Source organism: Methylobacterium sp. C25, from assembly GCF_021352225.1.
GTDB lineage: Bacteria > Pseudomonadota > Alphaproteobacteria > Rhizobiales > Beijerinckiaceae > Methylobacterium.
Genome location: NZ_JAAUVI010000001.1, coordinates 572,774 through 597,175, shown reverse-complemented (window position 1 = coordinate 597,175; position 24,402 = coordinate 572,774). Strand labels below are relative to the sequence as shown.

General features: G+C 59.6%; 22 protein-coding genes and 2 pseudogenes. 15 read left to right on the top strand and 9 right to left on the bottom strand.

The genetic code is table 11. From position 1 onward, the window contains the following. Positions 1-74: 74 nt before the first annotated feature. Positions 75-1,016: a DUF817 domain-containing protein gene (locus tag HCU64_RS02865; RefSeq protein ID WP_233382267.1), complete on the bottom strand. Its 942-nt coding sequence runs from the start codon at positions 1,014-1,016 to the stop codon at positions 75-77. A gap of 159 nt (positions 1,017-1,175) precedes the next feature. On the opposite strand from HCU64_RS02865, the gene HCU64_RS02860 reads away from it, so the two are divergent. The 5 genes and pseudogenes from HCU64_RS02860 to HCU64_RS02840 all read left to right on the top strand — a co-directional run. Further along, on the top strand, positions 1,176-1,589 hold the full coding sequence (locus HCU64_RS02860; RefSeq protein ID WP_233382266.1) for a hypothetical protein: 414 nt from the start codon (positions 1,176-1,178) through the stop codon (positions 1,587-1,589). 118 nt (positions 1,590-1,707) lie between these two features. Then, positions 1,708-2,541: a DUF3108 domain-containing protein gene (locus HCU64_RS02855; RefSeq protein ID WP_233382265.1), complete on the top strand. Its 834-nt coding sequence runs from the start codon at positions 1,708-1,710 to the stop codon at positions 2,539-2,541. A 76-nt stretch (positions 2,542-2,617) separates the two neighbouring features. Then, positions 2,618-4,780, top strand: a complete 2,163-nt coding sequence (gene scpA, locus HCU64_RS02850; protein ID WP_233382264.1) for a methylmalonyl-CoA mutase — start codon at positions 2,618-2,620, stop codon at positions 4,778-4,780. Between the two features lie 969 nt (positions 4,781-5,749). Continuing rightward, the gene (locus tag HCU64_RS02845; RefSeq protein ID WP_233382263.1) at positions 5,750-6,673 is read left to right on the top strand and encodes an inositol monophosphatase family protein; all 924 of its coding nucleotides are present in this window, start codon (positions 5,750-5,752) and stop codon (positions 6,671-6,673) included. A gap of 354 nt (positions 6,674-7,027) precedes the next feature. Next, positions 7,028-7,594 (top strand): annotated as a pseudogene (locus tag HCU64_RS02840) (transposase); the annotation flags it as partial. Positions 7,595-7,632: 38 nt separating this feature from the next. Here HCU64_RS02840 and HCU64_RS02835 read toward each other — a convergent pair. After that, the gene (locus HCU64_RS02835; RefSeq protein WP_233382262.1) at positions 7,633-8,442 is read right to left on the bottom strand and encodes an ABC transporter permease; all 810 of its coding nucleotides are present in this window, start codon (positions 8,440-8,442) and stop codon (positions 7,633-7,635) included. Between the two features lie 701 nt (positions 8,443-9,143). Here HCU64_RS02835 and HCU64_RS02830 point away from each other — a divergent pair. The 3 genes from HCU64_RS02830 to HCU64_RS02820 all read left to right on the top strand — a co-directional run bounded on the left by HCU64_RS02830 (position 9,144) and on the right by HCU64_RS02820 (position 10,755). Then, entirely contained in the window at positions 9,144-9,926 is a 783-nt protein-coding gene (locus tag HCU64_RS02830) for a class I SAM-dependent methyltransferase (protein WP_233382261.1), read from the top strand. Between the two features lie 340 nt (positions 9,927-10,266). Then, a complete protein-coding gene (locus HCU64_RS02825) occupies positions 10,267-10,524 on the top strand; it encodes a hypothetical protein (protein ID WP_233382260.1) in 258 nt (85 codons plus the stop codon). Between the two features lie 90 nt (positions 10,525-10,614). Beyond that, positions 10,615-10,755: a hypothetical protein gene (locus HCU64_RS02820; protein WP_233382259.1), complete on the top strand. Its 141-nt coding sequence runs from the start codon at positions 10,615-10,617 to the stop codon at positions 10,753-10,755. 18 nt (positions 10,756-10,773) lie between these two features. Here HCU64_RS02820 and HCU64_RS25555 read toward each other — a convergent pair whose 3' ends face one another. From HCU64_RS25555 to HCU64_RS25540, 4 genes are all read right to left on the bottom strand, one after another. Then, positions 10,774-10,929 carry a transposase domain-containing protein gene (locus tag HCU64_RS25555; RefSeq protein ID WP_442785894.1) on the bottom strand — a complete coding sequence of 52 codons (156 nt, stop codon included), beginning with the start codon at positions 10,927-10,929 and terminating at the stop codon, positions 10,774-10,776. After that, positions 10,926-11,096: an IS66 family transposase gene (locus HCU64_RS25550; RefSeq protein ID WP_442785893.1), complete on the bottom strand. Its 171-nt coding sequence runs from the start codon at positions 11,094-11,096 to the stop codon at positions 10,926-10,928. The genes HCU64_RS25555 and HCU64_RS25550 overlap by 4 nt, the downstream gene beginning before the upstream one ends. Positions 11,097-11,227: 131 nt before the next feature. Continuing rightward, complete coding sequence (locus tag HCU64_RS25545) at positions 11,228-11,623, bottom strand: IS66 family transposase (protein WP_442785892.1); 396 nt, start codon at positions 11,621-11,623, stop codon at positions 11,228-11,230. Between the two features lie 93 nt (positions 11,624-11,716). Further along, positions 11,717-11,911 (bottom strand): hypothetical protein, encoded by a 195-nt coding sequence (locus HCU64_RS25540; RefSeq protein WP_442785891.1) that lies wholly within the window; start codon positions 11,909-11,911, stop codon positions 11,717-11,719. 790 nt (positions 11,912-12,701) lie between these two features. Between HCU64_RS25540 and HCU64_RS02810 the strand changes: the two genes are divergently transcribed. Both HCU64_RS02810 and HCU64_RS02805 read left to right on the top strand, forming a co-directional pair. After that, positions 12,702-16,649, top strand: a complete 3,948-nt coding sequence (locus HCU64_RS02810) for a rhamnosyltransferase WsaF family glycosyltransferase (RefSeq protein WP_233382258.1) — start codon at positions 12,702-12,704, stop codon at positions 16,647-16,649. A 182-nt stretch (positions 16,650-16,831) separates the two neighbouring features. Further along, positions 16,832-18,238, top strand: a complete 1,407-nt coding sequence (locus tag HCU64_RS02805; protein WP_442785890.1) for a mannose-1-phosphate guanylyltransferase/mannose-6-phosphate isomerase — start codon at positions 16,832-16,834, stop codon at positions 18,236-18,238. A gap of 94 nt (positions 18,239-18,332) precedes the next feature. Here the strand turns inward: HCU64_RS02805 and HCU64_RS02800 are convergent, their stop codons facing one another. After that, a complete protein-coding gene (locus HCU64_RS02800) occupies positions 18,333-18,698 on the bottom strand; it encodes a hypothetical protein (RefSeq protein WP_233382256.1) in 366 nt (121 codons plus the stop codon). Positions 18,699-18,712: 14 nt separating this feature from the next. On the opposite strand from HCU64_RS02800, the pseudogene HCU64_RS02795 reads away from it, so the two are divergent. After that, positions 18,713-18,849, top strand: a pseudogene (locus tag HCU64_RS02795) (hypothetical protein); the annotation flags it as partial. Between the two features lie 109 nt (positions 18,850-18,958). Further along, positions 18,959-19,987 carry a CorA family divalent cation transporter gene (locus tag HCU64_RS02790; protein ID WP_233382255.1) on the top strand — a complete coding sequence of 343 codons (1,029 nt, stop codon included), beginning with the start codon at positions 18,959-18,961 and terminating at the stop codon, positions 19,985-19,987. A gap of 15 nt (positions 19,988-20,002) precedes the next feature. On the opposite strand, the gene HCU64_RS02785 is transcribed toward HCU64_RS02790, so the two are convergent. Together HCU64_RS02785 and ppk2 are read right to left on the bottom strand one after the other, a co-directional pair. Then, positions 20,003-21,427 (bottom strand): carbohydrate porin, encoded by a 1,425-nt coding sequence (locus tag HCU64_RS02785; RefSeq protein WP_233382891.1) that lies wholly within the window; start codon positions 21,425-21,427, stop codon positions 20,003-20,005. A 73-nt stretch (positions 21,428-21,500) separates the two neighbouring features. After that, positions 21,501-22,409 carry a polyphosphate kinase 2 gene (ppk2, locus tag HCU64_RS02780; RefSeq protein WP_233382254.1) on the bottom strand — a complete coding sequence of 303 codons (909 nt, stop codon included), beginning with the start codon at positions 22,407-22,409 and terminating at the stop codon, positions 21,501-21,503. 220 nt (positions 22,410-22,629) lie between these two features. Between ppk2 and HCU64_RS02775 the strand changes: the two genes are divergently transcribed. From HCU64_RS02775 to HCU64_RS02765, 3 genes are read left to right on the top strand one after another with little or no spacing between them, the layout of a single operon-like run. Further along, the gene (locus HCU64_RS02775; RefSeq protein ID WP_233382253.1) at positions 22,630-23,142 is read left to right on the top strand and encodes a tellurite resistance TerB family protein; all 513 of its coding nucleotides are present in this window, start codon (positions 22,630-22,632) and stop codon (positions 23,140-23,142) included. Between the two features lie 28 nt (positions 23,143-23,170). Then, complete coding sequence (locus tag HCU64_RS02770) at positions 23,171-23,569, top strand: CidA/LrgA family protein (protein WP_233382252.1); 399 nt, start codon at positions 23,171-23,173, stop codon at positions 23,567-23,569. Then, the gene (locus tag HCU64_RS02765; RefSeq protein ID WP_233382251.1) at positions 23,566-24,282 is read left to right on the top strand and encodes an LrgB family protein; all 717 of its coding nucleotides are present in this window, start codon (positions 23,566-23,568) and stop codon (positions 24,280-24,282) included. The genes HCU64_RS02770 and HCU64_RS02765 overlap by 4 nt, the downstream gene beginning before the upstream one ends. The last annotated feature ends 120 nt before the right edge of the window (positions 24,283-24,402 follow it).

The window sequence follows — 24,402 nt, the reverse complement described above, 5'->3', positions numbered from 1 at the left end:
GGCTTCCGGCAGAAAGCGGTCCGGCCCGATCTCGGGTCCGGGCCGTTTTCGTCTGCGGCGCCTCCCGGCGCGGTTCAGGCGCTTTCGGCAGCGGGCATCGAGACCGGCTCGGTCGCCGAGGCCGCCTCCCTCATGGCTCTCGGTCGGCTGACCAGCGTCACCAGCACGTAGGAGACGATCATCAGCAGGAACCAGGAGCCGAGCTTGGCGAAGGCGACCGGCGACCAGCCGGCGGCCTGGCTCGGATAGATCCAGACCCGGGTCGCCGTGCCGATGTTCTCGGCGAACCAGATGAACAGCGCGACGAGACCGAACCCGACGATGAGCGGCATCGAACGGTGCGTGTGCCAGACCTTGAAGTGGACGATCGTCCGCCCGAACAGCAGCGCGGTGACCGCGAACAGCGCGATGCGCAAGTCGGGCATGTAATGGTGCGCGAAGAAGTTCGCGTAGATCGCGGCGGCCAGCGGCAGCGTGAACATCAGCGACGGATGCCGCTTGAAGCGGAAGTCGAACAGCCGCCAGACGCGGGCGATGTAGGAGCCGATGCTCGCATACATGAAGCCCGTGAAGAGCGGCACGCCGGCAATCCGTAAGAGGCTCTCCTCGGGATAGATCCACGAGCCGACACCGGTCTTGAAGATCTCCATGACGGTGCCGACGACATGGTAGAGCGCGATGACCTTCGCTTCCTCCCAGGTCTCCATCCTGAGCGCCAGCAGCGCCGCCTGGATCGCCACCGCGGCGAGGGTGAGAAAGTCGTAGCGGCTGAGCGCGGCATGGGCCGGGTAGAAGAGATGCGTGCCGATGAGCAGCGCGCACATCAAGCCGCCGAACAGGCAGGCCCAGCCCTGCTTCACCCCGAAGCGCAGGAATTCGTAGGCGAAAGCCGCCGCCGGGCCCTTGGCGGCGACACGCGCGCCCAGGTCGGCTTCCGCCGTGATGAAGCGCGAGAGCGGGCGCCAGAGCCGCGCCGCGCTGGTCTCCTCGGGCTTGCCACCGCGTCGCCATGTCATGCGAACCCCTCCCATCGCGATACTCGACGCCATGCGAGCGTGCCAAGCTTAGCGATGATGGCCGCCCGCTCGCGTTCGCTGGCGCACGGATGAAAGTGCCGCCTTCAAGCGACAATCGTTCGAGCGACAACACTGCGCTTGGCGAAAGGGGAGGGCGCGATGCTGCCGTCGAGGACCCATGACAGCCGTGACCCATCGGTCATCCGCGTCGAGCGAGAGCTGGCGCGGCTCGAGGCGCTTGCTGCACGGCGACGCATCCGCATCGCGATCCTGAGGGCCCTGCGCGGCGGCCTCGGCGCCGGCGGGACCCTGGCGACGTTGCTGAAGTTGAAGGTCGCCGGCTCGATTACCCTCAAGCTCGGGCTCGCGCTCGTGGTCGGCATCGGGTTCGCGTGGCCGCTCTACGCGCTCGCCGCCATCGCGATCGGCTTCGTCCTCCTGTCCGTGCTGTCCTGCGAATCCCCGGATTGTCACTGCGATTGCCCCGGCGACTGTCAGCGCAAGGAGAAACGCCGGGCACGGCTCGATGAAATGATCGAGACGCGAAGGACTTGGCTTCTCGGCCGAGCGTGAATCCGCCCGGCGGCGCTTGTTGTTCACCGCCAGGCGCCGCCGCTGACATGATCCCGCCGCGAAGCGGGAGGATGGCGGCATCCAGGGGGTGTTTCGGGTCGGTAGGTCGGAGTCGAACATGGTATGGCGGCTGAGCAGCTTGGTGGGGGCGCTCCTGGCGGCGTCAACGCTGGCCGCCGAAGCGGCACCGCGAACCTTCGTCGTCGATTACGGCCTGTCCTTTCTCGGCCTGACGGTCGGCAAGTCGACGCTGACGGCGGAGCGGAACGCGGATCACTACTCGCTCGATCTCGACGGGGGGCTCGCCGGGATGGCCGGCTGGTTCTTCCAAGGCGGCGGCAAGGCCGGATCGAGCGGCCGGATGTCCAAATCGGGGGCCGTGCCTTCGTCGTTCAAGATCGACGCGCATTACTCGGATTATCCGGTGACGGTCGCCGTCGCCTTCAACGACGGCACCGTGAAGAGCGCCTCGGTCGACCCGATGCCGACACCGCGCCCCGATCGGCTCCCGGTCCCGGCCAGCGACAAGGTCGGCGTGACCGATCCGGTCGGCATGCTCGCGATTCCCGCTCCGTCCGGGCCGCTCCAGCCGTCGTTCTGTGATCGGCGCATTCCGGTCTTCGACGGGCTGACGCGCGTGGACATCGTGCTCTCCCGGGGCAGCGTGAGCACCGTCACCAAGGGGCCCTATCGCGGGCCCGTGCTCGATTGCCGGGCGCGCTGGGTGCCGGTCTCGGGTCATCGGCCGAAGGGATCGTCGGTGAAGCGGATGCAGGAAAACGACGACATGCGCATCCGCCTGGCCCCGGCACCGGAGGTCGGCCTGCTGTTGCCGCTGTCGATCAGCGTCGGCCTGACCTGGGGCACGGCCAAGATCGATGCGACGCGTTGGGGCGAGACCCCGCCTGCGCCGAAGCCGGGCAAGGGCGCCAAGGCCTCGGCACAACCTTAGCGCTCCACCATAAGGTGTGCTTGGCCGCCGCCTCAAAGCTTCTATAACCGGGCAAAGGCTGTACTAGAGTTCGCCGATGTCCCGGATTCCCGATTTCACCACCCTGTCCTACGCGGCCGAGCCGATCCCCGCTCCGCCGCCCCCGGTCTCCGAGCCGTGGATGACCCCCGAGGGCATCCCGGTGAAGGGCTTTTATGGTCCCGAGGACCGCGAGGGCCTGGAAGGGGTCGGCTCGTTCCCGGGAATCGCGCCGTATCTGCGCGGCCCCTACCCGGCAATGTACGCGGCGCAGCCCTGGACGATCCGGCAATATGCCGGGTTCTCGACGGCCGAGGATTCGAACGCGTTCTACCGGCGCAACCTCGCGGCGGGGCAGAAGGGCCTGTCGGTGGCTTTCGATCTCGCCACCCACCGCGGCTACGATTCCGACCACCCCCGCGTCTCCGGCGACGTCGGCATGGCGGGCGTGGCGATCGACTCGATCTACGACATGCGCACGCTCTTCTCGGGCATTCCGCTCGACGAGATGACCGTATCGATGACGATGAACGGCGCAGTGCTGCCGATCCTCGCCCTCTACATCGTTGCGGCCGAGGAGCAGGGCGTGCCGCCCGAAAAGCTCGCCGGCACGATCCAGAACGACATCCTCAAGGAGTTCATGGTCCGCAACACCTACATCTATCCCCCCAAGGGATCGATGCGGATCATCTCGGATATCTTCGGCTACACCTCGAAGAACATGCCGAAGTTCAACTCGATCTCGATTTCCGGCTATCACATGCAGGAAGCCGGGGCGACGAACGATCTCGAACTCGCCTACACGCTCGCCGACGGGGTCGAATACATCAAGGCGGGCCTCGCCGCCGGTCTGACCATCGACCAGTTCGCACCGCGCCTGTCCTTCTTCTGGGCAATCGGCACGAACTTCTTCATGGAGATCGCCAAGATGCGGGCCGCGCGCCTGATCTGGGCGAAGCTCGTCAAGCAGTTCGATCCGCAGAAAGAGAAGTCGCTGCCGCTGCGCACGCACTCCCAGACTTCGGGCTGGTCGCTGACGGCGCAGGACGTGTTCAACAACGTCACCCGCACCGCCATCGAGGCGATGGCGGCGACGCAGGGCGGCACGCAGTCGCTCCACACCAACGCGCTCGACGAAGCGCTGGCCCTGCCGACCGATTTCTCGGCGCGCATCGCCCGCAACACCCAACTCTTCCTGCAGCAGGAGAGCGGCACCACCCGCATCATCGACCCCTGGGGCGGCTCCTACTATGTCGAGCGGCTCACCGCCGACATCGCCAAGCGGGCCTGGGAGCACATCAAGGAGGTCGAGGAACTCGGCGGCATGGCCAAGGCCATCGAGGCCGGTGTGCCGAAGCTGCGTATCGAGGAGGCGGCGGCCCGCGCCCAGGCGCGCATCGATTCCGGGCGCCAGACCATCGTCGGCATCAACAAGTACAAGCCGGACGACGAACTGGCGATCGAGCTGCTGCGTGTCGATAACGGCAACGTTCGTCGGCTCCAGATCGACAAGCTCAAGCGGCTGCGCTCCGAGCGCAAACAGGCCGATGTCGATGCGGCGCTCGCCGCGCTCACCAACGCGGTGAACACGAGCGAGAACCTGCTCGAACTCGCCGTGAATGCGGCGCGGGCCAAGGCCACGGTCGGCGAAATCTCAGAGGCGCTGGAGAAGGCCTGGGGCCGTCACCGTGCCGAGATCCGCTCGATTTCGGGCGTCTACAAGCGGGAGGTGGGCGGCATGTCGCCGGCGGTGGAACAGGTGAGGCACCTCGTCGAGGACTTCGAGGAGAACGACGGGCGCCGCCCGCGTATCCTCGTCGCCAAGATGGGCCAGGACGGACATGATCGCGGCCAGAAGGTGATCGCCTCGGCCTTCGCCGATCTCGGCTTCGACGTGGATATCGGACCGCTCTTCGCCACGCCGGACGAGGCTGCGCGCCAGGCGGTGGAGAACGACGTCCACATCATCGGCGTCTCCTCGCTCGCCGCCGGCCATCTCACGCTGGTGCCGGAATTGAAGACTGCGCTGACGGAGCAGGGCCGCGAGGATGTGATGATCGTCATCGGCGGCGTGATCCCGCCGGCCGATTACGACGCGCTCTACGCGGCCGGCGCCTCGGCGATCTTCCCGCCCGGCACGGTGATCGCCGAGGCGGCGGTCAAGCTGCTGAGCGAGCTGAATGAGAGACTGGGCTACGCGAAGCAGCAGGCTGCGGAGTAATCCCCGCTGAAGCGCCTGCGCGATTTTTGCTTGGGCGGATCTGAGTTGACCCGGTCCGTCCCGGAGCGGGTCAGTCTCCCGCAGGCTTCCCTCGTTCACGTCTCAGGCCGGGACGTCGAGGGCGCCTAGCGGACCATCATCTGTCTCTTGGGGCGGCAAGTTCTGATGTCCGAAGTCAGCGTCGAGCGCGTTCTTCCGGTGATCCNCCCGGCGCAGCGCCTGCACGAGCTTCTTTCCTGGCATTGGCGCCCGGCCACCGGTCCGTGTGCCGAGGCAGCCTGAGCGCTATCGCCAGCCAGCCTCAATCCTGACGAGACGATCATGCCGTGGTTCGCGCCACCGTCCACGATCCAAGCGACTCCAGGCGAGGCCGAGACTTCGCAACCTGATTGGGGCTCACGTTAGGTCTGATCCCCAGCGGGGGCAAGGACAGGCTCGGATCGATTTAGAAGCAAAGCAACGTCGGCCCCGGACGCTCCTCATTGTCGGCGCTTAGTCGATCATCAAGCAGACGAAACGCGGGGTGCCGTTGCCGGCTTGGCTGACGGCCCTGCTGGCTCGCAGGCTCTACAAGCTTGCGGCCGTCACACTCGCCAGATCATCTGGGCCCTCCCCACCAAGGGAGGAACGTACAGGGAGCCGGAGCCGACCCCGGTGTGATCACGAGATCTGGGCAGAGTAGCCGAACACGAACACGGTGCAGAAGCAGGGAAGTCCACGACGGGCACGCGCCCGATATCTATTACGCCGCCTGACTCAATGAACAACCGAGCTCGCGAAATCGATAAGGCGATCCGACATCGCGGAGTTGATCATGGCCAGCGGTCCTCAGGTCTGCATTGAAGGCCGGACGTATGACTGCACCGCCCCCGGCAGGATCACACCTCCAAAAGCCGCTTGCGACTCGGGCCGTTCGACATATGAGTCAGAGCTGGGTGCGCAAGCAACTGCTGCACGCTAAAGCGAGGCATGACCAAATTTCAAGACGCCGACTATTTCGATAAGATGCTTACGTTCGCCGAGGACGCGGCGGAGATGGCGCTGCGCGCCCGCGCCGAGGGTCTGGTTGTTTCGCACAAGGGAGAGGGACTCGGGCAAGCGCTCACCCAGACCGACCTCCGCATCAGCCGGCTCCTGCACGACCGCTTCGGCGTTCGCATCGTCGAGGAGGAAACCGCCGAGACAATCGGCTGGGATAGGGCGGCTCGGATGATCGGCGAAGACAAGTGGACCTTTGTGGCGGACCCGATCGACGGGACAAAGCCTTATGCCGGAGGCCTCTCTGCATGGGGCACGATGATTGCGGCATGTCGAAACGGGCGGGCACGAACCGGCGTCATGATCCTCCCCGCTTGGTCCGGTGATCGACAGCTCCCGAAAAGCCCTATCGATCCAGCAGGGCAGCGAGGAATTTTGATCGCAGCACATGAAGGAAGCGCGCTCTGGGCTCCGACGCTTGGTGGTCGGCGCATTGATGACCTACAAACACTCGAACCGTCCATGACTCCAACCTTTCACGTCGGCTGGCTGTGCCAAGCCTCGAAGCGCTACCTGTTCGATTATGAGAGAGGCTACTTTCCATGGTGTGAAAGTAGCGCAATTGCGGATGCGGCACTTTTGGCGACGGGTCGGCTAGACGCAACCGTTCACAACCATAAACTTTGGGACCTTGCTGCAGCCTTGCCGATCTTTGAGGCTCTCGGCTTCGAGCTTTACCGTTGGCCAGACGTGACCCCGGCACCATCGTCACTCATAGCGCTCTTCGACAACGATTTTTCAGCACACAGTGAACTCTGGCTGGTCTGTAGAGGCCGTGATGATGCGGTTAAGCTGGCCTCTGCTATACAAATTGCTCTTCCCATCCCACCTTATCCCGCACAAATCGAGACCTGACTGGGCCTAGAAAAGATCTGCCGCCGGTTACATCGGCGCCGAACTGGAAGAGTTCGCCGTGCGCTCGGAAGTATCGCGCGACCGGCTTTCTTTTTTCGAGACGTCGAGCATCAATCTATATGTGACGGGCCGGTCGAGAAGCGTAAGCGGTAAGCGGCAACCGCCACAACGAGCCCCCCCGAAGAAGCTTTTCGATATGACCTCAACAGGGTCGAGCCGTGGGAACACTACAAGAATACTCGGGAACAGCTACCGCCTACTGCGGTGTCCGCAGCGGCGTCGCGTATCCGGAACCCTTGGAATCGTCGGTCCATGCCGTCGTGCTGTCCATCGACGATCCTTCGAAGGCCTCAGGATGAGGAGAGCCAGATCCAGGCCCTGGAGCGGAACTGCCCCGACCTACCACTCAAGCCAGGGCATCCGGCCGCCCAAACTCACGACTATACGCACCACGGCCGACCCTGTTTGCCGCTCTCAGTGTGCTGGAGGGCACGGTGCTGGGCCGATTCATGCAGCGCCACCGGCCTGGTGAGTTCATCCGCTTCCTCAACGCCGTCGAAGCAGCCGTCCCGACAGGCAGGTTCACGCGATCCTGAATAACTACGCTGCCCACAAGCACCCGAACGTCCGCGCCTGGCTCGCGCACCAACCGCGCTGGACCTTCCACTTCACCCCGACCTCGGCTTCCTAGCTAAACGCCGTCTAGGGCTTCTTCTTGGCCCTCACGCGCTGTCCGCTCCAACGGGGCACCTTGACCGGGATCGTCGATTTGCAGGCGGCCATCAAACGATACATCGCCCGGTACAATCAGGACCAAAACCCTTGACCTGGACAAAACCGCCGAAGCCATCCTCAAAGGCATCAGTCGACTGCATCATCACCCGTCTAAGCCACCGCCTCACCTCGCGCAAGCCCAAGTAACTTATTGTAATGTCTTCCAAAATATTTGAATTAACCAACTAACTTGATCGCCGACTTACTGTACGCTCAAGCAAAAGACCAAATGTTAGCGATCCAAATACCCACATAAACATATATATATAATCAATTTCTATGGGCAATGACGGGTCATATCCAAGCCTTACCCACTCGACGAGCTGAAGTATCGGATTCCACTTCATCACTCCATATATCTGGGAGGGAAAATCAGTTGCTAGAAAGAAAACTCCAGCAGAAATATACAGGAGGATGTTAATGCCAATGAAACCGAGGAGCCATCCGGGAAAAAATTGGACAATCGCACAATTTACTGTGCCAATACCAATGCCAAGACAGACCGCACACAGATAACCCGATATTGCGGTAGGTATATTTTCTGGAATAGGATTAATTCCAAGACAAAGTAATAATACAAAAATTATAATAACGCCCATTAAGCTACCGATTATCTCAATTGTGGCTCTTGAAATCATTACATCAAAAGCTTTCACTTGTGGATAATAGATCAAGGGCCTATTAAGAAGGATGCCTTTCATCATCTCTCTCGCAATATATTGAAACGCCAGAGCGGGAACAGCTCCTGACGCAGCAAAGATCATGACACTGTCACCAAAAGGCGCGGGCACTTTACGAAATACCAATGCGCCCGAAATAATAAACATATGCGCGACAGGCCAAAGAACCTGGGCGACGTAGCCCCAATAGGATCCAAAAAAACGCGTTCGCATGTCACGCAACATTAGAGCACTGATTACCCGTAGATAGGCATCAACCGAGTCGTGGCTAGGCTGTCTTAGTTGAGAGGCGCGAACTTCAATTTCGGCATCCATATTTTATTCCGCATTCTCGCTTACTGATCGAGGAATATTCGAAAAATCTCGCAGCCACATGTAGCGCAAGCCAAATAAATCAATAATATGGCTCCAAAATGGCATCGTTACCCACTGCGAGCTACCATCTAACAATTGCCCGGCGGTCGATGTCCGAGACGCAATCGAGTCAGCTTAATCGATAAGTATTTTATAATAAAAGATCGCCAAGTTATTGATCGAATTACGTGTAATTTGAGGAGAACCCGCCCCGGGCGATCTTCGGACTGATTGTAACTATCTTTTCGCGAATCGAAGCGCCTGATGAGCCGCCGTCTCAGCTGGCTAAGGGTAGCAATCATAAAATAATGACCAATTATATTACCATAATAAATATCGCAAATAAGTAAGCTAATTCGTTATTTTATTTATCATGTATTTAAGTTTGATAGACGAATATAATGAGATTTTTAATAAATAAAAATTGTTGCAAATAGTTTATGAATTTGGAAAACTATCTTAATTCACGGTCGTCCCACCGCATTGCAATTCCTCCTAGCGATCGCCGCAAATAAATTGTCGGCGTATATTTAGAAGTTTCGCGATTGACTTCAGGGAGGCACGAAACGATAGTTGTGGTTCAATGTTGCGTCTCTTCCAGCCAAGAGATGTAGGTTCTATAGATCATAAGTTTCAAATATCAGCAAAAGGGAGTAAGTTAGATGAGTGAAGCGCCGCAGAGAAAAACGCTCGACTTTATAGGACGTTCGGATAACAGATTTTGGTGGTACCAACGGCCACAGAACAATTATGTGCCTCCGATATTTCAAAGTATGACTGATGTTGAATGGTCTTTGATGGCTGACTGGTTTCTGGATACCGGAAAAAAATTTAAAAGCCCGGGTGAAATCAGCGTTCCGGGAATTAGTCTACTGCTAGGCCTTATATCTGGTAACGGAATATCTCGCGTCGTTCAGTGTGGCCACTATGCTGGATATAGTACGCTGTTGTTAGGTTTTGCTTTAGCGCGAATGGGTAAAAATCGCGCATTATGGAGCGTTGATATTGATAGGGATATGACTGATTACACTGAAGCATGGATTCAGCTGGCAAATTTAAGTCAGATCGTCAAACTCGAAGTTATGGATAGCGCAGATAAAGTTTGCCCAGAGCGAGCGTACGAATGGCTTGATGGGAAGCCACAAATCGTTTTCATTGATAGTTCGCATATGTACGAACACACTCTTCGAGAACTGGAATTATGGTGGAATGAGATAGTGCCCGGTGGTTTCTTGGTGCTTCACGATGTTTCTCGATTCGCTAAAGCTTTCGACGCTTCGTCCAATGGTGGAGTTCTACCAGCTGTCCAGGAATGGGCAGCATGCATGAATCTAACCCCTTTTCTTATTAATTCGTTTGTGGATGGAAATGAGAATGCTGATGATTTGCCTTATCAAGACGGATGCGGGCTGGGAATTGTTCAAAAACCTTGGATAAGATGCTGATTGACATCGTAACTAGGCTGCAGCAGCTGTCCGATGCGATTAGTGCAGTAACTCAGGCGGGTGGTTCGGGGACTGATGGCGCCGAGATGGCGTTTGGGGCTTTTTCAAGCGAAACGGCCGTGCGCGCTCGTTGTGCTCGGCGATGTAGCGGCAGATCGGGGGCTGGAGATCGGCGATGCCGTTCAAGTTGCCCCGGCGCTCGACAGGGCCAAGAAGGAGCCTTCGACAGTGCTGAGCAGAGAGGCTGAGGTCTTAAGTGAAGTGGACGATCCGGCGCGAATGGCGCACTAGCTAAGCCAGTACCTTCCGGAGTTTGTGAGCGGCGGCATAGTTGTCGAGCATGCCGCGGACCGTAGCCTTCGCCACGATGCAGTTGCGTCGGGCCAGGATCGAGCGGCTGGACGCCGCCCTGATGGCCGCCTTCACAGCACTCGTTATCAAGAGCCAGCCCGGGCGCGCCGCCCCCGATCCGCGCCTGCAACCGCTGGCCGATCGCCTCGTCGCGGCGGTTCGGGCCGAGCCCGATCTCGCGATCGCGTCGACCTGCTCTAGCCCCCTGGCCTCGGCCTCAAGACCGCCCTGCGGCTCGCCGTGCTGATGCCCGAACTCGGCCCCCTCTCGCGCGAACAGGCAGCAAGCTTCGCCGGCATCGCTGCGAACGTTACAAATCAGCGGTGGGCGCGCCCGTGTGCGAACCGCCCTTCACACCTCGGCCCTGCCGGCCATCTATCGCTGGAAGGCGGCCCCCGTCGCCCTGCACATGCGCCTCACCTCACGTGACAAGACCCATAAGTCCTTGAAAGAGGTTTTCCATGGCTTCGGGATGTGAGCCCCTCACAAAGGTTGCTCAGAATAGGGCTGGCGTCGCCGGGAGGGCCATGGCAGCAGGTCGTCGAGACGACGCTGTGGATGGGCCCTCGACGATCCGGGTGCTGACGTCGGTGAGATAGGAGTGCGGCTCGACGCCGACGAGCTCGCAGGTTTCGATCAGCGAGGCGATCACCGCCCAATGCTGGCCGCCGCCGTCCGAGCCAGCGAAGATCTGTTTATTCGGTTTAAGGCCAGGGGCCGGATCGCGCACTCGACGATGTTGGAGTCGATCTCGACCCGGCCGTCGCCGAGGAACAGTCTCAAGCCAGCCCAGCGCGACAACGGCGTAGCGGATCGCATCGACGAGCTTACTCTTGCGGCTGACGAGGCCGAGCCTCTCGCGCATTCACGGCTCCAGCGCGTCGATGACCGGCCGGCTTCCCTCCTGGCGCATGGCGCGCCGCTCGTCGGCCGGGCGACCACGGATCGATCTATACCCGATAGAGCGCAGCGATGCGCGCCAGCGCCTCCGTGGCGATCGGCGAGGCGGCGGCGAGTTCGTAGAAGCTCGACGGACATGGCTTGAGCAAGGCCGGCCGCACCGCTCCGCCCTTGGCCAGCACCCCGTAGGCGGAATAGCGGTCGAGTTGCAGCACGCCTTCGAACCCCGCCAGATGCGCGATCGGCCGGCCGCCAGTGCGGTCGGGCGCGTAGACGTAGGCAACGCCCGGCGGATCAGATCCGCCCCAGGGCCGGTCGTCACGGGCATCAGCCCAGAGTTGGCCGATCTTGGTGCGACCGGGCCCTGGATCGAGCACCGGTGCGGTGGTCTCGTCGGCAAACAGCTTGCCTGATCGGTTCAGCGTCTCCAGCAGCCGCTCATGCACGGGCCGGAGGAAGAAGCCTGTGCGTCCGACCCAGTCGGCCAGCGGTGATCAGTCGAAGATGGCGCCCTGGCCGGCGAAAATCTGCACCTGCCGCTAGAGCGGCAGGTGGTCGGCGTATTTGGAGACGAGAACCTGCGCCACGAGAGCGTCGGGGGGCAGGCCGCCCTCGATTAGCCGTGCCGGTACCACAACCTGCACGATCGCGTTTCGCAGGCACGGTAGGCGTAGGGCGGGCGGCTGATGACTAGCACCCCGAACTGCCCTGGCCACCTCGAGGCGCTCGGACACGTCCTCGCTGATCTGGTGCAGGCGGACGAGGGCGAAGCAGGTGCAGCCACGAGCTTGATTAGAGCAGATCTGTCAGTGCCTTACCACTGCGATGCAGCCCGTCAACTAGGCTTTTTGCTCAGCTTACCACTCTCGGCACGCTGACGGGACGAGCCGCATGGATGCGCTTCCAGTCTAAGCCTTCGAGGAGTGCCGCGAACTCCGCCGCGCTCAGCCGGACGACGCCGTTCTCGATCATCGGCCATCAAACGATACATCGCCCGGCACAATCAGGACCAAAACCCTTCACCTGGACAAAACTGCCGAAGCGATCCTCAGACGCATTAGTCGACTGCATCATCACCCGTCCGAGTCACCGAACCGCCTGGCGCAAGCCCAAGCTGATGCGGCGACGATAACAACTTGGCCGTCGCTACGTGAGTGGGCCCAGCTCTCGATACCGTAGCAAACGCGGCGACCGGTGTTGACAACCTTGCAGCTAAGCGGGCAGAGCGCTCGCTCGACGGGCATTGATGGTCAGGTCCAATGACTCATTGATGCTCGTTGAGAAGGCTAGTCCGCCCTCAAGATAGCTCATTCAAAAGCCAAGGCGATAGCCGCTATAGGCCGAGTAAGCAGCAGTCTAGATCGAACAGATTCCGGACCTAAATGACATTTAATTTGAAAGAAAATGAGATACTGAACATAGCACGAAAGATTAATACGAAATTACATCAATCGATAATTTTATAATTTATTTGACGAAGATACCTCTACTGATAAAATAGACTAGTTAAAAAGGACTCTTTAAATGGCGAAGCTGATCTTGCGATTTCCAATAAAACCAAATGGATCTCGCGCCCATTCAAGCCTCGCTATACTGCGAGTCATGATCGAAATAAATGGCATGCGACTTTATAGAACCAAATTATTTGGAAACCCGCGCAAGTTTATAAAAAGATTAGAATTAGCGAATATAAGCGATCTGTACCTATTTGATCCAATTTTCTATCAACAAAAGTATGACGACATATCTGGATCGAACGCTGACGCTCTTCGGCATTTTGTAAACCATGGGCAGTATGAGTTTAGGGACCCATGTCCGCTATTCGATAGTCAGTATTACATGACATGTGTCAGGTCGCATGATGAATATTCTGAAACAAATTTTAATGAGATTCCCCCATATTTGCACTTTCTAACAATTGGCTGGAAGCGCGGCCTTAATCCGAGCCCGTTTTTTAATCTTGATTGGTATGTGTCTCAAAATTCTGACGTCTCAAAGGTTAAAATAAATCCGTTATTTCATTTTCTAAAGTATGGCATCGAAGAAGGGCGGCCACCGCACCCGAACGTCGATTTGCGATGGTATTCCCGTCGATACAGTTCTTTCACAGGCTCAAAATCTGAGTTACTGACGCACCTTGTTCTGAATTCTAAGATGAAAGCGACATCGGCCAAGGATGATCAGCGGCGTTTCGGATATCGCGTCACGTTAAGCGACGCAAGAAAGCCTTACCGAAACAAAGCTGAAATAATGCAGCAAGCGAAAGCCGATACGCCTGTGCCTGCGATCGACGTTTCGTCCGAAATATTTCCATTTATTGGTGATGCCGCATTTCTTACAGTTGATATTTGGGATACTATATTACGTAGAGATTGTCATCCAGATGAAATCAAACTACAGGTCTCTCGAAGCTTGTGCGTAAAGTTCAAACTCGACATACTGCCTCATCTTCGTGATCCTAACGCTCTCCTTCGATGCAGATTTGAGGCGGAGCGTGAGGTTGCAACCGCAGACTGGGAATACCGTCTTGAAGATGTGGTAACCCGATGGCTTCAAATAAGTTTAAAAAATGGTTTGTCGCAGACGAGGCATTTGGAAATATATACAGCCGCGATACAGTTTGAGCTTTCAGCAGAGCGGCGCTCGACGCGGGTAGATGAACTTGCAAAATCTGCACTTATTGAATACAAAAGGCCGATATACTTCATATCAGATTTCTATACGGATTCTAATTTTATAAGAAATGTTCTGAAATCTCACAATATTGATAACCTTTTGATGAATGGGTTCGTTTCATCTGAAACCTATAAAAACAAACGCAGCGGTGAATTGTACAAAGTCGTAGAGGATGCTTTGGAAATTGAGAGTACGTCTCACTGGGTTCATGTAGGTGATAATATTCAGGCTGATATAACATCTGCGCGGAAAGCGGGGATCGACGCTCGCTTGTACAAGAACAAAATCGAAATCGACAGAACTAATTGGTTTAAAGTTGCTTATGACGATGGGGCGGCGGGTAATAATCTCACTCATGAGGCTCGAATTTACAGCATATTAGAGAACGCTGCCCAGAAATTAGTTAGTCAGGGGAGGTTTAAAGAGGCTGTAGGCGCAAGATTAGCGCCTATTGCGATAGGTTTTGCATTGTCAGTTATTGAAGACGCTATCAGCGAAGGTGCATCTGATGTTTTCTTCTTTACAAGAGAGGGTGTGTTTTTCAGAAAAATAGCTAATCAAATAATTCAGGAGGATCCTTATTCTTCAGCTTATCCGAATTTGGAAATTTTGGAGGTCAGCCGGCGGTCAACATATGGTCCGTCGCTATCGCAGAATTTTACAGGCGATCTTATGCGGATGTGGAGTTTATATAGCTCGCAATCTTTAAGGTCTTTTTCGGTTTCCCTTAACTTAGATCTAAAGTTAATGGAAGGCGTGTGCGGTGATCTACAAGTGCAATTTGATAAAAAGATTCAATATCCATGGCTCGATTCCGATTTTATGGCTGTTGTCATGGACTCTAGGGTTCAATCGATTATCACCGAGACGATTGAATATCAAAGAGTAGTTTTTTTCCGGTATTTGAAGAGCAAAAACTTTGACGCCTCACATGATCGCGCACCGATCGTCGTTGATATTGGTTGGAGAGGCACGATACAGGATAATATAGCCCATATAACGGGGAGGCCTATTCGCGGTCATTACCTGGGACTTAATAAGTTTTTGAATGAGCAACCCAAGAACAGCGTAAAGTTTGGCTGGTTGTATGATGAGAACGGCGACCCAACTTCAGCGCTTGCCGCCGATGTTGCTCCTCTTGAAATGTTATTTAATTCGCAAGGCGGATCTGTTCTGAAATATCTAGATGAAACAGATTCAGTTATTGTCTCACGTCTCATCGTGAAGAATGAAGAAGCCGTTATTAAGGAATACATAGAGCCGATACAGGCGGGAATGCTTCATGTCGTAGGACTAGTTATCGAATATATTCGCTTACACGGACTCACATCATCGAGTCTCAAGGAATTTTCGAGGTCATTATTATTAGATCTCTCCAATAATCCCCCTTCTGAGGTCGCTGATGCGTTTCTAGCACTTGAGCATAACGAGACTTTTGGGACGGGAGATGTTGACATAATAGGTGGGCATGACTTTCTCGATGAAATTTTGGACCATACCACAAGCGCTGAAGTCCACTTAAGGATTTCCGATGCTGCGAAGAATCATCGATGGCCACAAGCTTTGTACAACTCTGAAGCAGTAGTCAGGTGGTGGGAAAGGCAGTCGACGCAACAAGTAATCTCCTGTCCGACCGCGTTGACTTATGCTCGCCTGGGAGGGAGTACTTGCACTGGACAGTTGCGCGTAGGAGTATTTGCACCGGCACCAATTGCAGGATCAGGAGGACACCGGACAATATTTGCGGTGGTCAGAGCAATTCGCAGGCTCGGGTGCGAGGTTCATTGTTTTGTGGAACAGGAGGGGGAAGGTCTTGAGTTAGTAGAAGAATGGCTTGAAGATTCATCTGTTGTCATCCATTCGCAATGGCACAAACATATTAATTTGGACTATGCCCTAGCCACTGTTGCTCATTCAGCTTCGTTCGTGGCGGAGTTAAGTAACGCGAGACATAAGGGGTACCTCGTTCAAGATTTTGAAGCGTATTTCAATCCTATGAGCGATGGTTATGTTAAAGCGGAGAATAGTTATTCGTTTGGCTTAACACATTTTACTATTGGTCGGTGGCTGTCTCATCTTATTCCAAGCATGACTGGGGGAGTCGCAATTTCGTCAGGACTAGGTGTGGATCATAACATCTATCGTTGTTTAACTGATACGAAGCGCGAGCGCGCGATCTGCTTTTTGTATCAGCCGGAGAAGCCTCGTCGGCTAGCTGAGACTGCATTGGATGCGCTGTCGTTGATTAAGAGGCTGGATCCATCTGTTCGAATTTATGCCTATGGCTCTAATGTTGCATTAAATTCAATGCATGGTATTGAAAATCTTGGATTGATCTTTGATCAGAATAAGATCAATGAGCTGTACAATAAATGTTCGGTCGGGCTTTGCTTGAGTCTGACTAATCCATCTCGCATACCATTCGAGATGATGGCCGCCGGGTGCATTCCTATTGATTTGTATCGGTATAATAATTTATTTGATTATGCTGATGGCACGGCAGTGCTTGCATACCAGGATGCGCCATCAATTGCGGATGCTATACTGCATGTTTTAGAGCTCGATGCTGAGCAAGCCGCAACTCGACGTGCGCAGTCGGTCAAAGCAATGCGTAGTAGGACGCTGAGTTGGGAGAGTGATGTAATAGCCAATGCTATTGTCCTTCAGATGACGGGTTCACGCGTTCAGGGAACAGCACCAACAATGAGTTATTTTGATGAGCCGTTTATCAGTCGGTTTGACGATCGATCCGAGGTTAGAAATTATTGCCGTCATCAAAGAAAGTTGGCACAGTAGTTGACTTACGACAGGAACGATTTATAATATTTTATAGGGAGTTTTGAAATACAATATATAAACTCATTTGGATTATAGTTACTTTAGCTTGAATCGGTATATAGGCAGTGCATTGGATTGGAATTTAAGTTATTTAGGGGTATGATTGATGAGTTTTGATTTTGTGCACCGCTAGGACTGTATTGCCAGTTGTTTTGTGTGGAGGTTCCGGCACGCGGTTGTGGCCGGCCTCCCGCGAGAGCATGCCGAAGCAATTCTCACGGCTCGTCGATGCCGAGACCTCGACTTTCCAGGCTACGGCCCAGCGCGTGACGGATGCCTCGATCTTCGCACGGCCGATCGTGATCGCTTCCTCGGATTCGCGCTTTATCGTCGCCGAACAGCTTCAACAGGTGGGCGTCGCGGCCGACATCGTGCTGGAGCCGAGCCGGCAGGACTCCGCCGCGGCCGTCGCCGTTGCCGCGCTCAGTGCGGCCAAGCGGGATCCCGAGACGGTCGTCCTCATCCTGGCGGCTGACCATGTCATCGGCGACACCGAGGCCTTTCGCAGAGCCGCTCGAGACGCAGCGGTGGGTGCCGGGGCCGGCCACATCATGACCCTTGGCATCGAGCCGACCCGGCCGTCGAGCGATTACGGCTATGTTCGCCCCGGTCTGGCCCTAGACCGCCTGCCCGGACTCCACGCAGTCGAGCGCTTCGTCGAGAAGCCGGACACGGCCGGCGCCGAGCGGCTGATCGCCGAGGGCGGCCTGTGGAATTCCGGCTACTTCCTGTTCCGTGCCGACGTGATGATCGCCGAGCTGGAAGCCCACGTGCCCGAGATTCTCGCCGCCGCCCGCGCTGCGCTTGAGGCAGCGACCACCGACCTCGACTTCATCCGCCTGGACGCCGCTGCCTTCGCCAAGGCGCCCAAGACCTCGATCGACTACGCCGTCATGGAACGGACCAGTCGAGCAGGGGTGCTACCCGTCTCGTTCCCGTGGTCGGATGTCGGCACCTGGGACGCGGTCTGGAAGGTTCTGGATCATGACGCGCAGGGCAACGCCGTGCGCGGCCGGGTCGAGCTCGTCGGCACCAGTAACAGTCTCGTGCACAGCGAAGGCGAGGGGCTGACCACCGTGGTCGGCCTCGACGACGTCGTGGTCGTGGCAACGCCCGATGCCGTTCTCGTCGCCTCGAAATCCCGCTCGGGCGAGGTCAAGGACCTCGTCACGACCTTGCGCCAGAAGGCCCATCCGGAGGCGGATGCGCATCGCCGCATGTACCGTCCCTGGGGCTGGTATCAGCGCATCGACATCGGCGAGCGCTTCCAGGTGAAGCGGATCATGGTCACGCCAAGCGGCCGGCTCTCGCTGCAGAAGCACTTCCATCGCGCCGAGCACTGGGTCGTGGTCAAGGGCACCGCCGAGGTGACGTTGAACGAGCAAATCGTGCTCGTGCACGAGAACGAGGCCGTTTACCTGCCGATCGGCTCGATGCACCGCCTCACCAACCCCGGCAAGATTCCGCTGGAACTGATCGAGGTCCAGGTGGGCTCCTATACGGGTGAGGACGACATCATCCGCGTCGAGGATATATACGGGCGTTGAGCACCGCCTTTAATTCGTGATGAACTGAAATTCGATGGATAAGCCATAGCAGATTCACTTGACTTCCTTTGGCGGGTTGATGTCAGCGAGGCTGTTATCCTTGGCTCACTCGAACAAAGAACTGAGCTCCTTCAGCATCGTGCTGGTGGCGGCGGGCGTGTCGACTTTCTCGTTCCGCATCGCGCGGATGCGGGTATCCGTCCGGTGAAGGACTCGTGGGCTTCGGTTTAGGCGGCGGCAGGTCTTTTTCCGCTCTGTGGGCGGCGATCCGCACCTTGACCTTGTTGATGCCGTCGCGGGTCAATGCGGGGCATGCCTCGTCGCCCAAGCCGTGGACCCAGATCAGACCGTCCTCAGGGTCCATGTCGACGATGATGTCGCACAGGGCGTCTTCGTCTACTCCGAGGCCAGCGGCGACCCTGGCCAGCGTGAAGACGGCGCTCACCTTGTTGCGCTGCATCGGTTCAAGTCCGNCCGTTTACCTGCCGATCGGCTCGATGCACCGCCTCACCAACCCCGGCAAGATTCCGCTGGAACTGATCGAGGTCCAGGTGGGCTCCTATACGGGTGAGGACGACATCATCCGCGTCGAGGATATCTATGGACGGTAGCCGCCGGCGGCCGTCATGAAAGTGTAGCCGGAGCTGAGCCAGGAACACGCCCGGCCTGCGATGTCGTCGCAGGTGTTCCAGACCTCGGGAACGGCCGGCACTCATCCCCATGCAACACCTTCTGAGCGACGCGCCGGCCATGCCCGGCCTTCTCTGGGCCATGCGCTTTGACGAGACGGGCCTCGGCCATCTCGTTCCTCACGGCGAGCCCCTGCCGGCGCCCGGTGAATTCGGCGAGTCGTTCTTCTGGCTGCACTTCAATCTGAACGATGCGCGGCTGACCGACGCCATCGCGGAAGGGCGGTTCGGGCCAGCCCATCTGGCTGCCTCCGCCTTCGGGTCGGACGAGCACCAGCGCATCGCGGTCGAGGATGGCCATATCGGCGGCGTGGTGGCGGATCTCGTCCAGGAATTCTGCCCGGAAGCGAACGCGGATGCCGCGGGGCGGCTGCATTTCGTGATGGGGTCGCAGTTCCTGGTGAGCGGCCGCCGTCATCCCGTCCTGGCGCCCGAGGCGGTCCGTGAGGCTGCGGCCGAGGGCAAGAGCATGAACGCGCCGATCGCGCTGCTCGAGACGCTCGTCAGCCACGTCATCGCCTCGATGGCCGCCACGGGCGCGCGCCTCGTCGACGAGCTCGATACGATCGAGGACCACATCCTCGAGCGGCGCGGACGCACCCGCGGCGAGCGTCGGCGCCTCGGTCCGATCCGACGCGATGCCGTGCGTCTGCACCGGCAGCTGCTCGGCCTGCGTGCCGTGTTTCACCGCCTCGAGGCAGCGGATGAGGACGAGAACATCGCGCCGGCCGCGGTGAAGACGGCCAGCCGGATCGCCCAGCGCCTCGACGCTCTCGACCGCGACATGGTGATGATCGCCGATCGCAGCCGGCTGATGCAGGAAGAGGTGACCGCGCACCTCGCCGAGGAGTCGAACCGCCAGATCTACACGCTCTCGATCCTCACGGCGGTCTTCCTGCCGCCGACGCTGGTCACCGGCCTGTTCGGGATGAACACCAAGGGCTTGCCGCTTTCGGATCTGGAGAACGGCTCGACGATCGCGATCGTCATCGGCGTCGTGTCCGCTTTGGCGGTGTTCGGCGTGATCCGCGCGCTCGGCATCAGGTCGCCGCGTGAGTGAGGTTGACCGTTCCGATCAGTAGTTGATGGTCGTGCGCAGGCCGAAGACGGCGGCGTTGCGGATGCGATTGCCCTGATCGTCCACGAGACCGCCGCCGGGGCGCATCACGTACTGAAAGTCGGGCTGCACCGTCAGGCCCGGCACGATTTCGGCCTGATAGGTTAACTCCAGGACCGCCTCGCTGCTGCGGATCGGGCCGGTTCCCTGTCCGAGGAAGACGAGGTCTCGGTCGTAGCCGCGGGCGGCCGAGCCGATCCGCGAATAGAGCAGGCCGAGACCGATCGTATCGTTCGGGCGGTCCGGGAAGAGGCCCTTATAGGCGATGCCCGTATCCAGGTAGAAGCTGACCAGGTTGCGGTCCGACGGTGTCGCCGAAACCCGGAAGAACACGCTGGCGCCCTGGTCGTCGTGATCGGGCTCGCGATAGATCGTCTGGTCCAGGATCGCGTAGATGCCGTCGTCGCCCCGGAAGCGGCGCGCGAAGCCGCTGGCCTGGGGGTCGGCCAGAAGGCGGCCGCCGACACTGTCGAAGCGCGGGCTGTCGAATTGGCCGAAATGATGCCAGCCGCCGAGCGTCGCCGTGCCGGGCAAGCCCTTTGCGTCGTTGGCGATGCTGTAGGCGTAGGCGACCTCGGCGATGGCGAGAGCCGGGTCGTTCACCCGGAAGCTCGTCCCGCTGGGGTTGCGGCGCTGCGGATCGGTGACGTCGCCCGCGGCCGGCACGCCCGCAGGGTCGCCGTTGAAGAGCCCGGCCTGGAACGAGAGGTGCTCGTCGGGCACGTATTTCGCGCGGATCGCCGGGGTCGCCAGGGGATAGATCGGGCCGCCGCTCGGCAGCACGACGGCGCCGATATTCGGCCAGCCGAAACCGGCATTGAGAAACACCACCGCCGACTGGGCGATGGCGAACTCGGTATCGGCCGAGATCTGGCCGACCTTCAGCGACAGCTTGTCGTCGAACAGGCGCTGCTCGATCCAGAGTTCGAACAGCCGCGTCGCCGACAGCGCCTCGATGCCGCTCACGGTCGTCAGGTTGTCGACGAACTTGCGGCTGAGGCCGTGGCCGTTGATCTGGAAGAAGTCGGTATGGAAGCGGGCTCCGCTCCAGCCCGCCAGCTTGTCGAGGTCGACGTCGAGCGAGGTGTCGAGGCGCCCGCCATAGGTCGCGCCGCGGCGCAGGCCGCCGCGCACGTCGGCGAGCCCCTCGCCGATATAGGTGACGACGTAGGTGATCCCGCGCTCGGCGAGGTAGGCGCGGTATCCGAACGGATCGCCGTAGGGTCCGAGCGACGACTGGATCGAGCCGCCATTGGTGACGGAGACCTGATCCGAGGTGCGCGATTGGGCGACCGCGGTCTGCGGATCGCCGCCGGCGCCGGTCAGGGGCAGCTGCGATTGCTGCGCCTGAACCGGGCCGCCGCCCCAGAGGGCGCCTGCCATCGCGACGGCGGCTGCGACGTGTCGCAGCCGTTCGGGCAGGCGCCGGCGGGCCATGGCCGACGCGTCTGCCGGATCAGAACTTGGCCGGAACGTACAGCTCCGGCGCGACCGGGTGGCGGATATAGTCGTCGTGGCGGACGCGGTCCGGCAGGTTCACCGGCGGATGCGGAACCTCGCCGTAGGGGATCTGCTCGAGCAGGTGGCTGATGCAGTTCAGGCGGGCGCGCTTCTTGTCCACCGCCTCGACCACCCACCAGGGCGCCTCGGGAATGTGGGTGCGGGCCAGCATCTCCTCCTTGGCGCGGGTGTAGTCTTCCCAGCGGCTGCGCGACTCGACATCCATCGGGCTGAGCTTCCACTGCTTCAGCGGATCGTGGATGCGCATCTGGAAGCGGAACTCCTGCTCCTCGTCGGTGATCGAGAACCAGTACTTCACCAGGATGATGCCCGAGCGAACGAGCATCCGCTCGAATTCGGGCACGGAGCGGAAGAACTCTTCCACGTCGTTTTCGGTGCAGAAACCCATCACCCGCTCGACGCCGGAGCGGTTGTACCAGGAGCGGTCGAACAGCACGATTTCGCCGGCTGCCGGCAGATGGGCGACGTAGCGCTGGAAGTACCATTGCGTGCGCTCCCGCTCGCTCGGCGCGGGGAGCGCCGCCACGCGGCAGATCCGCGGGTTGAGGCGCTGGGTGATGCGCTTGATCGCGCCGCCCTTGCCGGCGGAATCGCGACCTTCGAACAGCACCACGACCCGCAGGTTTTGGCTCTTCACCCAATCCTGCAGCCGGACGAGTTCGTGCTGGAGGCGGAGCAGTTCGCGGAAATAGACCTTGCGGTCGAGCCCTCTGGCCTTGCGCTCGGCGGCGGCCTCATCGAGGCTCTCGAGGCGGTCGTCCTCGAGTTCCAGCTCGAACTCCTCGTCGTAGCTGTCCGCCAGCTCGCGGCGGATGGCCTCGATGGTGGCTGCGTTGTCGGTCATCTCGGCTGTTCCAGGTTATGTCGTTCCGACCCGGATTAGACCGCCGTTCGTGACAGTTCCGAGAAGGCCGTGCTCCTGGACGAGGTTTCCCCACCGCCGTCCGCCGCGCGCGATGCAGCAGGGCCACGCCCCGTCGCCATCTCGTCCGCGGACGGCCTCGTCGCTTGACGGCGATGGCGCCCCTCCCAAGGTTAGCGCACCTCACGCTCCGCGAGCCCCCATGGCGCTGTTCGCCCGACTGATCTCATACGCCTCGGCGGCCTTCGGCTCCGACAAGCCCGTACGCCTGGACGCGGAAACGGCCGCCCAGGCCGACGAGCATCTCGCGGCCACGGCCCTGCTGGTCCACGTCGCGCGGGCCGACGGCGTGCTCGACCCCGCCGAGGCCGAGCGGCTGACCCGGCTCGTGCGCTCCCGCTTCGCGGCGACGGAGGCCGAGGCGACGGCGCTGATCGCCCGCGCCGCCGCGTTCGACGCGGAGACCCGCGACATGTCGAGCCTCGTCGAGCTGATCGGGGAGGGCGATACCGAGGAGCGCGAGCGCATCCTGGCCATGGCCTGGTCCGTCGCGGGAGCGGATGGCGACGTGCACGAGTTCGAGGAGGCTCTGGTCTGGCGGCTCGGCAAACTGCTGGGCCTCGACGAGACCGCCATCGGCCGCGCCCGCGACGGTGCCCGCATGGCGGCCGAGGCCACGGCGGAGCTGGCGCAGGCTGGCCGCACGGGCCGGTGACGGATCTCGGGCGGAGCCCCTTCCCGCGGTGATCGTCAGCCTCGCCCTCATTCTGGTCGCCCAACTCCTCGGCGAGGTTGCGGCGCATGCGAGCGGTCTGCCTGTGCCCGGGCCGGTGCTCGGGGCCGCGCTGATGTTCGGCTTCCTGCTGATCCGGGACCGGTATCGCCGGGCCGCCGAAACGATCCTGCCGCGCCCCCTCGTCGATGGCGGGCTGGAAACTACCGCGAAGGGCCTGCTCGCCCATCTCTCGCTGATGTTCGTGCCGGCGGGCGTCGGCATCGTCGGCCGGCTCGACGTGCTGGCGGCGAACGGCCTCGCGCTCGCCGTCGTGCTGCTCGTCTCCGTGGTGCTGACCCTGTCGGCCACGGCGCTGACCTTCGCCGCGGTCTCCCGCCTCGTGCGGCCGCCGGAGGAGCGCCCGTGAACGGCGATTTCGCCCTCTGGGTCTATCTCTCGCGCACGCCGCTCCTGTGGCTGACTGTGACGCTCGTGGCCTACACGATCGCGGACCGGTTCTCCGAGGCGACCGGACGCCACCCGTTCGCCAACCCGGTGCTGCACGCGATCTGGCTGACCGGGCTTGTCCTGAAGCTCACCGGCACGCCCTACCAGACCTATTTCGAGGGCGCGCAGTTCGTGCACTTCCTGCTCGGCCCGGCGACGGTGGCTTTGGCCCTGCCGCTCTACGAACGCAGAGCCATCGTGATGCGCGCCCTGCTGCCGATGCTCGCGGCCCTGGTCGTCGGCTGCGTCACGGCGCTCGGCACCGCCCTTCTGCTCGGCCGGGCGCTCGGTCTGAACCACGAGATCATCGTGGCGATCGCCCCGAAATCGGTGACGACGGGCGTCGCCATAGGCATCGTCGAGACGCTGGGCGGCGATCCGACCCTCGCCGCCGTGCTGGTGATGATCACCGGCGCCGTTGGGGCGATCATCGTCTCGCCCCTGTTCAACCTCCTGAGGATCCGCGACCTGCGTGCCCGTGGCTTCGCCGCCGGGCTTGCGGCCCACGGCCTCGGCACTGCCCGCGCCTTCCAGGTCAGCGAGACCGCCGGCACCTTCGCCGGCATCGCCATGGGGCTGAACGCGTTCCTCACGGCGATGCTCGTGCCGGTGGCGCTCGGGCTGATCAGGTAGTCCCTGCTTCGGTCGCTCCATTCATTATTCCGCCTCGCGCAGCAATGAACTGCCGAGATCGGGCATTATCATCGGCAAGGTCCCAGAGCACTCTCTGATCACGGCCCGGGGACATCCCGG

What these genes read in the sequence shown, in the direction of transcription:
- HCU64_RS02790 (WP_233382255.1), top strand. Translation starts at nt 18,959, where the DNA reads ATGCAACACCTTCTGAGCGACGCGCCGGCCATGCCCGGCCTTCTCTGG.
- HCU64_RS25550 (WP_442785893.1), bottom strand. Translation starts at nt 11,096, where the DNA reads ATGCGATCCGCTACGCCGTTGTCGCGCTGGGCTGGCTTGAGACTGTTC.
- ppk2 (WP_233382254.1), bottom strand. Translation starts at nt 22,409, where the DNA reads ATGACCGACAACGCAGCCACCATCGAGGCCATCCGCCGCGAGCTGGCG.
- HCU64_RS02855 (WP_233382265.1), top strand. Translation starts at nt 1,708, where the DNA reads ATGGTATGGCGGCTGAGCAGCTTGGTGGGGGCGCTCCTGGCGGCGTCA.
- HCU64_RS02825 (WP_233382260.1), top strand. Translation starts at nt 10,267, where the DNA reads ATGCCGCGGACCGTAGCCTTCGCCACGATGCAGTTGCGTCGGGCCAGG.
- HCU64_RS02830 (WP_233382261.1), top strand. Translation starts at nt 9,144, where the DNA reads ATGAGTGAAGCGCCGCAGAGAAAAACGCTCGACTTTATAGGACGTTCG.
- HCU64_RS02835 (WP_233382262.1), bottom strand. Translation starts at nt 8,442, where the DNA reads ATGGATGCCGAAATTGAAGTTCGCGCCTCTCAACTAAGACAGCCTAGC.
- HCU64_RS02800 (WP_233382256.1), bottom strand. Translation starts at nt 18,698, where the DNA reads ATGCAGCGCAACAAGGTGAGCGCCGTCTTCACGCTGGCCAGGGTCGCC.
- HCU64_RS02775 (WP_233382253.1), top strand. Translation starts at nt 22,630, where the DNA reads ATGGCGCTGTTCGCCCGACTGATCTCATACGCCTCGGCGGCCTTCGGC.
- HCU64_RS02845 (WP_233382263.1), top strand. Translation starts at nt 5,750, where the DNA reads ATGACCAAATTTCAAGACGCCGACTATTTCGATAAGATGCTTACGTTC.
- HCU64_RS02785 (WP_233382891.1), bottom strand. Translation starts at nt 21,427, where the DNA reads ATGGCAGGCGCCCTCTGGGGCGGCGGCCCGGTTCAGGCGCAGCAATCG.
- scpA (WP_233382264.1), top strand. Translation starts at nt 2,618, where the DNA reads ATGTCCCGGATTCCCGATTTCACCACCCTGTCCTACGCGGCCGAGCCG.
- HCU64_RS02865 (WP_233382267.1), bottom strand. Translation starts at nt 1,016, where the DNA reads ATGACATGGCGACGCGGTGGCAAGCCCGAGGAGACCAGCGCGGCGCGG.
- HCU64_RS02810 (WP_233382258.1), top strand. Translation starts at nt 12,702, where the DNA reads ATGGCGAAGCTGATCTTGCGATTTCCAATAAAACCAAATGGATCTCGC.
- HCU64_RS02860 (WP_233382266.1), top strand. Translation starts at nt 1,176, where the DNA reads ATGCTGCCGTCGAGGACCCATGACAGCCGTGACCCATCGGTCATCCGC.